Consider the following 12,358-nt stretch of genomic DNA (forward strand, 5'->3'; position numbering starts at 1 on the left):
CTTCACGACGGAGGTGTCCCCGGGAAACAGGCATCCCTCCCGGAGGCACAGGCAGTGCCCCAGCGCGGGCTCTCTCTTCGTCCCCCCTGTCACTCTACCCCAAATCCACTTCTATCCCAAAGACCTCCCCCACTGCCTTCATCTGATTGCTTCTCTTCCCGGTCAGCACAATCACATGGTGAGAGCAGATCCGTTCCATCATATCATATCCGTCAGCCACCTTGATAAGGCCCCCGTTCCGGCAGTCCGATCCCGGATACTGGACGTATTCCTCTAAAACAGCCTTCTCCACAAAGATTTTCTCAAAGTCTCCGTGCAGCTTGCACAATGTAAGGTCCCCGGTCTCAACCTCTGCGTCCACTGCCACGCCATTTTCCCCTACCAAATCCCAGGAATGCCAGCCAAGTACCGGCGGGCGCAGGGTCCACTTTCTGGACATGCACTGTGGTACGCAGCCCAGATAACCGCAGTGTACCAGCAGTGCGTGATCGTCCGGATCCGGGACATCGGGGAATTCCTGAATTTTTTCGTGGGACAGCGCAGGCATTCCGGAAAGGAAGGGATAGATATTGGTGGTAAAGATCGCGCTGTCTATGGTCTTTCCCATCAGATACTGTGTCATCAGGGAAGAGGTATCTCCCTCACACACCCACATAATACCCCGGTCCTGATACAGAAGGTTCCATGCAAGGCAAGGAGTAGTATCGCTGAAATATGCTTCGTTGAGGCAGTTTGCACCGCAGCCCACAACGTCCCCCTCTGCATCGGTCTCCTCTCTCAGAGCCAGAAACATCTTAATCGCCCCCAGCACCGGCCGCTCATAGGGGATCTCTTCAGGAAAATCCCACCGCTTCAGTTCCCGGCGCGCATCCTCATCAGATATGGATTTTGCCTTCTCTCCCAGGGCCTTGTAGGACTTTCTTACTATGGTAATCCCGAATTTCTCCTGCATGCTGCGGGTACATTCCTCATTCCACCAGTAAAAGATCTTAAACTGCTCCGGAATCAGCCCGTCCCCCGGCGTATCCTGGAAGATCAGAAATTTCTGGTGTTTCATTTCCCGTTTCAGAGCCAGCGCCCGGAACACTGTTTTTGCCAGTTCTACACTGTGGGGGTTGAATACCTGCAGCCCCTTTGATTTCATGTAGGAAGCTGCTTCCCAGTCAAACATCAAAGATACGCCAACCGTGGTGGTCAAAACAATCACCGGAAGATGGATCGTATCCAGAAGGGTGTCTATCTCCTTATACACCTCCACCCATAAGACCGGAAATAAAACAGCATCCGCCTCAGGAACCGGGTCCCCCACACTGACCGGGTCCAAAAATTCCACTTCCTCCCGGTAAATCTCCTTCAGGGCATCTAATATCCGGTGAAACTCCTTGTCCTCCGCGCTGGCAAACTGCAGCGGTACAACTCTTGTCTTCATATCAATAAACCTCCCATCCTTCAGAAACTTTTATTTTACAGCACTTTGCAATACTCCACCTTTTCACCTCCGGCCCCGTACACCAGAAAATACTGGAATCCGTTTTCCCAGAATTCCGGCACTTCCACTATGCCTTCAATGATATCCATCCCTGCCTCTTTGGCATGGGCAAACTCTTTTTCCAGATCCTCTGCCTCATAGGCAATATGATCGATCCTTCCGCCATATTTCTCAACATCGGCGGCCTCTTCACTCCCCGCCGGGCGCTGTATCAGCTCGCACATTACTTTTGTATCCCTGGAATATACAAAGATAACCCGGCTTCCCTGGGCGGTGAATTCTCCTTTCTTTTCAAAATCTGACTTCTCAATGTACCATTTTGCTGCAGCTTCCGCGTCCGGAACAAGAATGCCGATATGCTGCAGTCCTTTACTCTTCACCATACTTTCACCTAACCTTTCTAGCCTTTCACTGCTCCTGCCGCCATACCGCTCTCTACCTTCTCCTGGAATATCAGATAGATAATCAGGATCGGTACAATGGAAAGCACAATGGAGGCAAACATTGGTCCGTAACTGGTAAATCTTTCTCCCTGCAGGCCCAAAAGCCTTACTGATATGGTTTTCATAGCCTGATTTGTCAAAAGAGTATTGGCAAATATGAGCTCATTATATACCGCAAGGAACGAAATAATCGCTCCCGTAAAAATCCCCGGGCTGGCTATGGGAAAGATGATCCGAAATACAATCCCTGTGGTACTGCACCCGTCCACAATGGCCGCCTCATCCAGCTCTTTGCTGATCCCCTCTATGTATCCGGTAATGAGGTAAAAGCTCATGGGGAAGTTAATGGCCGCATAAAGCAGAATCATAGGCCAGTATTTGTCCCGGAACCCAAAGTTTGTAAACATGGTAACAATGGGAATCAGCATGGCATACGGAGGAATCATAAGTCCCAGCAGGTAGTACAGACGCAGGGCGCCGGAAAAGCGAATCAGCTTTCTTGCCGCCACATAGGCTGCCATGGTTACAAAAACCACCACCACCATGCACGCCCCGAACGAGAAAATAAAGGAATTCAGAACTGCCCGCAGGATCCCCACATCAAAAATAGCGGATGTATAGTTGCTCCACTCAATCTTCGAGGGCAGAGCAAACATGGTATTCCATATCTCTGTATTTGTTTTAAAAGATGATACCACAGTAAAATAGATAGGATAAATAAAGATAAGAAAAAATACTATGGCAATTAAACGGTAAATAATATCTCCTGCTTTTAATCTTTTCATGCTGTCACCTACTCTTTCTGTCCTCTTGCGAACAATCCTGTGAGCAGTACGCTTGCCAGGAAAGAGGCAATAATCAGGAATGAGCCCATGGCATTAGAGTAGCCATAATTGTTATAAGTAAAAGCATTCTTATAAAGCAATGTACCGAACACCTCCGATGCACTTCCGGGTCCTCCCCCTGTTGTAACATATACCATCTCGAACGTAGTGATTGAACCCACCACACAGTTCAGCAAAAAGATCTGAAAACTGCTCTTTAACATGGGTATCGTTATATAGCGAAGCTTCTGCCAGCCTTTGGCTCCGTCCACCCTTGCCGCTTCATAAACATCCTCCGGAATCGCCGTAAGACCCGCGGAGAATATCAGCATATTGAATCCCGCATAGGTCCAGGCATTAATCACCGTAATGGCATAGATAGCATATGTTTGACTGCCCAGGAAGTTTACATTCACGCTGTCAAAGCCAAGTCCGTGTATCAGGGTAGCTAAGGGGCCGCCTTCCGGATACAGCAGGAAGTACCACATAAGGGCGATGGCCGTCCGGCTGATAACCTGGGGCATGAAATAGCTGGTCTTCAGCAATCTTTTTCCTCTTAATTTAGACTGCACAACAGTTGCCAGAAATACTGCCACCGGCAGGATCAGGATACATCCTGATAAGATAAAAATTCCAACATTGGTTAATGCGGTAAAAAACTTTCTGTCTGCGAATAGCGCAAGATAATTTTGGATGCCCACAAACTGTAGAGGAGAATTGGGGATTCCGTTCCACTTAAAGAGCGAAAGCCGGAATACTGAGATCATGGGATAAATAAAAATGAAAGAATACAGCAGAAATGCCGGCAGACTTAACAGTATGGCCTCTATTTTCTTTCTCCTGCTCATTACGCCAAACATAGGAAACACCTCCTTTTAATATGGCGGGAGAAATTCTCCCGCCATGCTGTACAAGATCTGCTAATTACTTGCGTTATAGGTATCTACTTCTCCCTGGATCCTGTCGGCGATATCCTTTGCCTTATCCCCTGAGAAAATGGTTGTCACTTCTGTTCTCACTACATCCAGCAGAGAGGTCATAGGTGAGAATTGTTCGATCTCCCCTATCATATTAGTAGCCTTTCCATAGTACTCATTAAATTCTGTGGTCAGAGCATCTGCCTGAATCGTCTCCCCGAACGTAACCGGATAGGTTCCTGCTCCTGCCTGTGCCTCATACAGTCCCTGGTAATACTCCTGGGAGGTAAAGAATTTCAGCACACGAACCGTTGCGTCGTAGTCCGGATCCCCCGGCTGGGAGGTCATGGCCATAAAATCATCCGGTCCGCCCATCCATTCATCCTTGTATTCCGGTTTTTCCTCAAAATACGGGAATCCCTTGCAGACAATGTCATCTTTATTGGAAAATTCATTAATAGTTGCAATATTCCAGGAACCGCTGAAGATAATAGCAGCCTCCTTATTCTCCAGTTTTGCCAGCTCACCGTTGGCATCATAGGCAAGGTTGTTGTCTCCGAAAAGCCCGTCCGCCTGCCATTTTTGCATTTTTTCAATCAGTCCAAGCATCTCCGGATCGTTCCATGCTTTTTCATTGTCAATCAAATCATTCTTCAACTGATCCCCATAGTATTTCATAGAGAGTGCCGTGAGGAAATGACCTGCACGATAATTATCCTTTGCTCCGAAGGCCATGGGGATATAGCCTGCCTCAATCAGTTTTGGAGCCGCCGCCTCAATTCCTTCCCAGGTTTCCGGCATTTCCATTCCCAGCTCATCAAAAATGGCCTTGTTGTAGAAGCAGCAGACACCGTAGGGAGACGTAGGAAGCCCGTAGGTACCTTCGATTCCATAGGCAGAATAGTCTACCGGTGCAAAGAGTGCGTCAATATAGTTCTCTGTCCATGCAGGATCCTCTTCCAGAAGTGAAGAGATATCTGTCACCACACCATTTTTTACATAGTCTATATTTGCCGCATAACCGAGAAAATTAAATACTTCAATGGGATCCCCGGAAGCCACAGAGGTCTTGAATAAAGTATCATGGGATTCCTCGTCGGATATAGAAACATCCTCCAGCTCAATGTCCTGATTCTCCTCCTGGAACTTTGCTACCATATCCATGAAATATCTTTCACGCACACTGTCCGGGTTACTGAATCTGGTAAGAATCCTGACTTTTACCTTTCCATCTTCTGCTTTTGCAGTTTCCTCCGATTTCTTACTGCTGTCCTTGGACTCCCCGCCGGAATTCCCACAGCCGCTGAGAACAGATACTGCTAAAACGGATGCCAATAAAACGCTGATAATTTTCTTTTGCATAATACCCTCCCTGTTCTTTTTTGAAACATTAACTTTTTTGTACTGCAGTACTTAGGATAGGTTTATCATACAGGGATTTCCCCTAAAACTCCATGTGCTGCTTTTTTCTGTTTTTGTAAATTTTTTAGGTGGTACTATTCTCACTGCCCCTTGACTTTAAATGTTTCACCTGTGAAGGTGATACCCCATAATATTTTTTAAAACAGCGGCTGAAATAATATTCATCGCTGTATCCCACCAGGGCTGCCGCCTCTCTCACTTCAATTTCTTTTCCCAGCAGCAATTCCCTGGCTTTTTCCAGACGGACCATAGATAAATACTGCATCATGGACACTCCCATGGCTTTTTTAAAGATACCGCTTAAATAGGCAGGAGTGACTCCTACCCGTTCAGCCACCTCTGCCTGAGTCAGTTCTACATCACTGCAGTGATGCTGCATATATTCGCATGCTTTTCCCACGATGGGCATATTTTTTCCGGCTGCTGCCTGAGTGCTTTTGCTTTCAATCAATGCTTTAACCATGCTGCAGAACCACTCTTTTACTTCTCCCAAAGTCATCAGATATTCAAACGCAGCCTCCAGGCTTTTGTATTCTCCCATAAACCTGCGTATCTCAAGTCCCGAGGCAATGCACGCCTCGGAGATCCCAAGAAGCAGTCTGTTGGCATTCATGGAGATACACTCGTAGTTGCATTGTCTCCCGATCATCTCGTCAAAGATATTCCGAATCATCCGTTCGCAGCCCATGGGATCATTCTTCCCCACACAGTTCTGTACCTCTTTAATCTTTGCCGCGGAAACCCGGTAATGGCTGTCTCCTCTTTTGCCCACTTCTTCATAGCTCATGGTCTTTTCCCGGAATGCTTTGGTATTGTTCAGCGCACAGACAGCTTCCTTGTATCCGTTTACCAGCTGCCGGATCCCTTTTTTACGGCTGCTGATTCCGCACCGGATGACCGTCTCCAGATCCTGCTCCAGTAATTCCCGCACCTGTTCCATTGCCTCCTTAACCCCTTCCCTGCTGTCCCTGACAGACCATTCTTTGAACAGAATACAGTAATTATTAAAGAGATCAAAAAGTACGGTAAAGTCCTCCCCCTTATCCATCACACGCCGGCCGGCCTCATAGAGCTTCTGGCTCTGTGCCAGCAGCGGCAGGTTCTCCTGTGTATAGAGCTGAATGCGGAAAACAGAGAGAGAATACTCTGCCTCCGTATCCACTCCCGCCTCACCTGCCTGGACGGCAATCTCATCTGCGATCTCTTCCTGTATTCCATACTGAAAAATATCGCTGAAAAACTTTGCCTCCATAATAAGCCTGGCATCGCTCTGTCCCAGTGAAAGATTTTCCAAAAACTGCTGCTCCCTCTTTTCCTCCTCCAGCTTGTCCCTTAATTTTTCCAGCATTCTGGTGAATTCTTCTTCATTCACCGGCTTCAGAATATAGTCATATACCCCGTATTTAATTGCCTGCTGCGCATAGGCAAAATCACTGTGCCCTGTAAGGAAGATAATATGAATCGGCAGGTTTTCTTCCCGCAGTCTCTTCACCAGCTCAATCCCGTTCATTCCGGGCATGGCAATATCAACAATTGCCAGGTCATATGTACGCTCTGTGATAAGTCTGAGGGCCTCCCCTCCGCTCCCCACGTCCTCCTCTACCTCATAGCCCAGTGCATTCCAGTCAAATCCCAGCCGTATTCTCTTTCGTATCAGCATCTCATCGTCCACAATAATCACTTTAAACATCTTCTTTTTCATCCCTTCTTCGGCCATAGCGTTAACTTGTATAATCCTCCCTTGTGGGCAGGAAAATTCTGATTTTTGTTCCCTGCGCCAGAGGCAGTATCTTGAGCCCGTACCGGCTTCCAAAATACAGCTTTATTCTTTCATCGGTATTGCGAAGCCCGAAGCTCTCCATTCTGAACCCTCTGCTCTCCCCGGAAAGAATACTTTTTCTTGTCTTATCATCCATTCCCATCCCATTATCCTCTACCTCGATAACCATCCCCCGCTCACCGGCAAAGACGCGTATGCTCAGCAGTCCGCCCCCGCTCATCTCCTGAAACCCGTGGTGAATGGCATTTTCCAGAATAGGCTGAAGGGTAAGCTTACAGATAAAATGATTCTCCAGCTCAGGCTGACAGGTAACCTCATAGGTAAACTTTCCGGGATAACAGACCTTCATGATCTCCAGATAATTTGAGGCAATATCCAGCTCCTGTTTTACCGTGATAATCTCCTTTCCCTTGTTCAATACCCCCCGGTAAAATCCTGACAGAAGCTGAATGGTATGAATGGCAAGCTTCTTTTCGTCCATCACAATCAGCCCGCAGATACTTTCCAGAATATTGTAGAAAAAGTGGGGCGTCATCTGCATCTGGATCAGAGAGAGCTCGGATTCTCTTTTGTCCTCTTCCTTCTCAACAATTTCCAGCAGCAGAATCTCTGTCTTATCCACCATCCGGTTAAACTCGAAGGCCAGTGTCCCCAACTCTCCCCCGTCCTTTACTGCCACCCGCTTATGGTAATCACCCTTTCCAATTTCTACAATGGTCTGGGTAATCTGGCTGAGCGGCCAGGTAATGGATTTTACAAGGAATTTTACCAATACCAGACTGCCCAGAAACACGGCAACTCCAAGCAGCACCATGGTCACTGCATACACTGTCACACTTGTGAGATAAATAGATTTTGAAACCTCACTGACCGCGGTCCAGTTCTGCCCCTTGTATTCCTTCATAAAATACCAGGCGCCTTTATCCTGGGCCATTGTAAATCCGTCCTCATCCGGGCTTTGGGCACCGGCAGCCTTATACCACCTCCGGTCCTCCAGAGACTGGTACAGCAGCGCTTCATCTCCCGCCAGAATAATATGATTATCCCTCTCAAAATACATCTTTATCCCATCGCTCATCACCGTCTCATAGAGCCGGCTCAGTTCTCTGTTGGGAATCTCTATCTCCACTACTCCAATCAGCCTGCCGCTTCCCATACTGTAAACCTTTCTCACATAGCTGATACAATCCGCATATGACTTTGCCTTCGACTGTTTCCAGGGACTTTTATGCAGTTCTAAGAGCTCTGACTTCTTGTCTGACTCGATGAACTTTTCTACCCGGGTCATCTGATTTTGAAGGTACTCCTCTTCTTCCACCAAATCCTCATTGGCATAGTAGTTTCCCTTTAAATCATAAAATGTAATGGCACTGTAACTGGACTTCTGCCCGATATAGCTGTTAATCACCTGCTGAATGAGTACATATTTTTCATGCTGTTTTACAATATCTCCCTGTAAAAACTGACCGGAATTCTCCAGCAGGGTCTGGCAGCTCTCCCCCACCAATACGGAAACCGCATCATTTTCCACTCCCTGAAAAAACATATCCATCTTCTCCAGTACCATCTCCAGATCCTTCTTTGCCGAGGTAGAAGTAGTAGCTACCAGCTGTTTCTGCAGAATAATAAACACACTGCTGACAAAGCAGATGGTGGTAACAATCATGAGCGCGGCGATAACCATAACAATTCTCTCCGCAATATTCTTCCGGTAGAACTCTTTTTTGACTCTTTTCATCCATTCCTTTATATGTATCATATGGTCCCTTCCCTCTCACCCTTTGCTGGTTTTATTTTTCATCCGAAATTGTCTCGGAGTCATGCCTTCCCATTTCTTAAAGGTATTACAGAACGCACTTTCACTGTAAAACCCGCACTGAAAGCAGATCTCTTTCACCGGAATCTGAGTGCTCCACAGAAGGAACTTTGCATTATTGATTCTGGATAAAATGATATATTCATGGGGGGTAAATCCTGTCTCTCTTTTAAAAAGCCTGGTGAAATAATACAGACTGAGATTCACATTAGAGGAGAGCCGTTCCAGAGATAAGCCCTCCTCACACAGATGCTCTCTGATATAAGCCATGCTCTCCTCAATCACACCTGAATACTGGGAATTCCCGAAAGCGGCTTCCTGAGCCAGAACCAGCTCCGTGAGAAGCTTCATAATATAGCCGGACATTACAATCTCCTTAATGTTCTCCCCTTTCTGGAACTGCTGGTACAGGCGGTTTAGTTCCGCCTCGAACTTTACCGGATTGGGAAGGGTTATCACACTGCATTCCTTCTCCGCAATCATCTCAAAATATTTTCTGCTCATAGGGCCGTCAAAGTGGAGCCACAGCACCTCCCACTCCTCCTCGGAATAATAGGCATGGGACTGGTAGCAGTCCAGCAAAACCACCTGCCCCTCCTCCGCCCTGTATATCCCCGAGTCAGAACATACCGTGCAGCTCCCTTTTCTGATATACATAATCAAAAAACTGTCAAAGCTTTCCCTGTGCAGAAAATAATCCTTTTCATAAAAGAAGTGACCGGTCACCAGAGGATAAAAAAACATTTCCCTTGCCTGCGTGCTGGGTGTATAAACAAAGTATTCCGACTTTCTTTTCACTTTTTCTTCCCGGGCCAGCATTGTCTTCACCGCCTTTCATTCTTTCTGTACTCTCTACTTATTATTATATTTGACACCACGGATGCGGTCAATTTGAATCTATTATTATTAAGAGCAATTTTTTGCAATTAATAGGCAAATTTCTATAATGACTTTTTTTCCCTCCCCTTTATAATAAGACTCAACAACACCAGTTAATTGCAGTAAATATTCCATACAACAACATAAAAAAAGGAGAAATGCATATGACTTCCAGAGAACGATTAATTGCAACTTTAAATCATCAGACACCAGACAGGCTTCCCCTGGATCTGGGGGCTACCAGCCAGACAGGCATAAATGCCAGCTCCCTGTATCAGCTGCGGAAAGCCCTTCACCTGGACGAACACCGGCTGAAAATCATCGAGCCCGGACAGCTTCTGGGTGAGGTGGAACAGGATCTGTTGGATCTTTTGGGTGTGGATGTAGTTGGTCTGTTTAACACCACCAATTATTTCGGGTATAAAAATGATAACTGGAAGAAATGGGAGATGGATGACGGCACACCCGTATGGATGGGGGGCGGTTTTACCTACGATCAGGATGAGACCGGAAAGCTCTTTGTCTATCCTCAGGGGGACACCAGTGCCGAGTACAGCGCCATTCTTCCCAAAGGGGGGACCTTTTTTGACTGTGTTCCAAGAGAAAAATTTGACTGGGATCTGGAAGAAGAGGATTTGACTCCACTGGAAGATTTTAAAGATGACTTCTCTGTGGTATCCGATGAAGAAGCCCGTTACTGGGAAGAGAAATCCATTGAATTATACGAGAATACAGACTACGGGATCGTAGGTATGATAGGAGGCGGCGCCCTGGGGGATGCGGCCGTCGTTCCGGGACCGGGGATCAAGCATCCAAAGGGCATCCGGCGGGTGGATGACTGGCTTATGGCCCATTCCATGTACCCGGATTACATCAAGGCCGTATTCCGCTACCAGACAGATATTATGCTCAAAAACCTTGAAATATACCGTCAGGCTGTGGGCGACCGGATCCAGGTAGTCTGGATCTCCGGAACAGATTTCGGTAACCAAATGGCCGGTATGATGAGCCTGGAAACCTTCCGCGAGTTATACAAACCTTTTTATAAAGAAATCAATGACTGGGTACACCAGCACACAAGCTGGAAGACCTTCTACCACACCTGCGGCGCCGTCTCCAGTTTCCTGGATGATTTCGCAGATATGGGCCTCGACTGCCTGAATCCCCTGCAGCTCTCAGCAAAGGGAATGGACGCTAGGACCATCAAAGAGAAATATGGAGATAAGTTTACCTTCTGGGGAGGGGGCGTTGATACACAGAAGACACTGCCCTTCGGAACACCGGAAGAAGTACGCAGAGAAGTGAGGGAGCGAATTGATATCCTCGGCAAAAATGGGGGGTATGTGTTTAATACCATACATAATATCGTAGCAAATGTTCCGCCGGAGAATCTGATTGCTATGTATGAGGAGGTTATTGGAAAGAAATTGTAGGTTTGCATATGAGAAGTTCCATATAAATTAATGGGCGAGGCTTCAACGGTCAGGATGAACGGCGCTTAAAGCGCCGTTCATCCTGACCGTTGAAACCCCGCCTGGCTTTGCTGCTTCTTCGAAATAGGAAATCCTGTCATCCTTCAACTTTCCCATTAAGATCCAAGAACAATTCTACTGGCTGAGACTGAGTGGAAAATTGCATGGGTGACAACACGGCTGCATACGCACCAGCATTTGTTATAACTACAATATCACCACATTCTAAGTACGGCATTGTAATATCCTCTGCAATTACATCTGTCGCCGTACAAAGATTTCCAACCAAATCAACTTGTTCAGATGGTTTCTTTTGGCTCAATGCATTAAATTGAAAAGCGGCTGTGCTGGTGAATAGCGGCTCGCTTCCTTTCGGAGATTGATCCAATGAATAGTGTGCAACCAAACGGGCTAACGAGGGACGACTAAAGCCGTTCAGGGTATTTTTCAAAAGAATGTATGTTTTCCCATAGGACACTTTTCGGTCTGCTACTTTCGTTACATATACGCCCGCTTTTCCAACAATATAGCGGCCTGTTTCAATAATAATCTTTGTATCGGGAAACGAATTGCGAAATGTGTCTAACGCAGTATTAACCGACTTACTTAGTTTGTCTATATCCAAAGGGACATCTTCAGCAGCGTAAGGAATGCCCATACCCGACCCCATATTAACAAACGAAAGTTGAGTGGAGTTAACATCTTGTATACGCTTTGCTACTTGGAGGACACTTTCATAATATGCCGCAAGAATATCAGCGTTCAATTCCTGACCGCGCAGATGTACATGAATACCCGCAATCTTAATATTAGAAAAATCATATTCTTTTATAAAAGCGATTGCCTGTTCTTCATCAATTCCAAATTTAGAAGATATCCCATTTCCCCCATAAAAAGAAAAACTCGGGTTGATTCGCAAACCAATTTCGGCTATGAAATTTATTCGTTCTGCTACCATCTGAATTCTTTTGATTTCGTCAATACTGTCTGCAATAAGGACCGAAGATTTGATTGCGGTCTCAATATCTTCCATTGATTTTCCCGGAGCAGAGTAATAGATATTTTCTTTTATCACACCAGCGGCAAGAGCTTTGCGGACTTCTCCTGCGCTTGCAGCATCTGCGCCAAATCCCTGCGAAAAAACACTTCGAAGGACATTTGCATTAGAATTACATTTAATGGAGTAAAGGAACAGGATATTAGGGAAATGCTCTTTTAAGTCTTGAGCTCGCGCGACAATTTGACTCTCATCATACAAATAAAAACTGTCATATCGTTTTGCCTGTTCTTTCACCACATCTTCATTATATGCCATA

The 12,358-nt window shown here is 46.3% G+C and carries 10 protein-coding genes; 1 reads left to right on the forward strand and 9 read right to left on the reverse strand.

Going from position 1 to position 12,358, the window contains the following annotated elements; genetic code table 11:
- Positions 1-94: 94 nt before the first annotated feature.
- From GKG41_RS03350 to GKG41_RS03385, 8 genes are all read right to left on the reverse strand, one after another.
- Entirely contained in the window at positions 95-1,429 is a 1,335-nt protein-coding gene (locus GKG41_RS03350) for a hypothetical protein (protein WP_154257065.1), read from the reverse strand.
- Positions 1,430-1,464: 35 nt separating this feature from the next.
- Positions 1,465-1,872, reverse strand: a complete 408-nt coding sequence (locus GKG41_RS03355) for a VOC family protein (RefSeq protein WP_154257066.1) — start codon at positions 1,870-1,872, stop codon at positions 1,465-1,467.
- 17 nt (positions 1,873-1,889) lie between these two features.
- Positions 1,890-2,717, reverse strand: coding sequence for a carbohydrate ABC transporter permease (locus GKG41_RS03360; RefSeq protein WP_154257067.1), 828 nt, complete (start codon positions 2,715-2,717; stop codon positions 1,890-1,892).
- An 8-nt stretch (positions 2,718-2,725) separates the two neighbouring features.
- A complete protein-coding gene (locus GKG41_RS03365; protein ID WP_154257068.1) occupies positions 2,726-3,616 on the reverse strand; it encodes a sugar ABC transporter permease in 891 nt (296 codons plus the stop codon).
- A 60-nt stretch (positions 3,617-3,676) separates the two neighbouring features.
- Positions 3,677-5,035, reverse strand: coding sequence for an extracellular solute-binding protein (locus GKG41_RS03370; protein WP_154257069.1), 1,359 nt, complete (start codon positions 5,033-5,035; stop codon positions 3,677-3,679).
- Between the two features lie 124 nt (positions 5,036-5,159).
- A complete protein-coding gene (locus GKG41_RS03375) occupies positions 5,160-6,785 on the reverse strand; it encodes a response regulator (protein ID WP_173015558.1) in 1,626 nt (541 codons plus the stop codon).
- Between the two features lie 31 nt (positions 6,786-6,816).
- Positions 6,817-8,634: a histidine kinase gene (locus GKG41_RS03380; RefSeq protein WP_154257071.1), complete on the reverse strand. Its 1,818-nt coding sequence runs from the start codon at positions 8,632-8,634 to the stop codon at positions 6,817-6,819.
- 15 nt (positions 8,635-8,649) lie between these two features.
- Positions 8,650-9,510, reverse strand: a complete 861-nt coding sequence (locus tag GKG41_RS03385) for an AraC family transcriptional regulator (RefSeq protein ID WP_154257167.1) — start codon at positions 9,508-9,510, stop codon at positions 8,650-8,652.
- A 224-nt stretch (positions 9,511-9,734) separates the two neighbouring features.
- Here GKG41_RS03385 and GKG41_RS03390 point away from each other — a divergent pair, with 224 nt between their 5' ends.
- Positions 9,735-11,003, forward strand: coding sequence for a uroporphyrinogen decarboxylase family protein (locus GKG41_RS03390; RefSeq protein ID WP_154257072.1), 1,269 nt, complete (start codon positions 9,735-9,737; stop codon positions 11,001-11,003).
- Between the two features lie 136 nt (positions 11,004-11,139).
- On the opposite strand, the gene GKG41_RS03395 is transcribed toward GKG41_RS03390, so the two are convergent.
- A complete protein-coding gene (locus GKG41_RS03395; RefSeq protein WP_154257073.1) occupies positions 11,140-12,357 on the reverse strand; it encodes a diaminopimelate decarboxylase in 1,218 nt (405 codons plus the stop codon).
- Position 12,358: the final 1 nt, after the last annotated feature.

This window comes from Lactonifactor sp. BIOML-A5, from assembly GCF_009677585.1.
In the GTDB taxonomy this organism is placed as follows: Bacteria; Bacillota; Clostridia; order Lachnospirales; family Lachnospiraceae; genus Lactonifactor.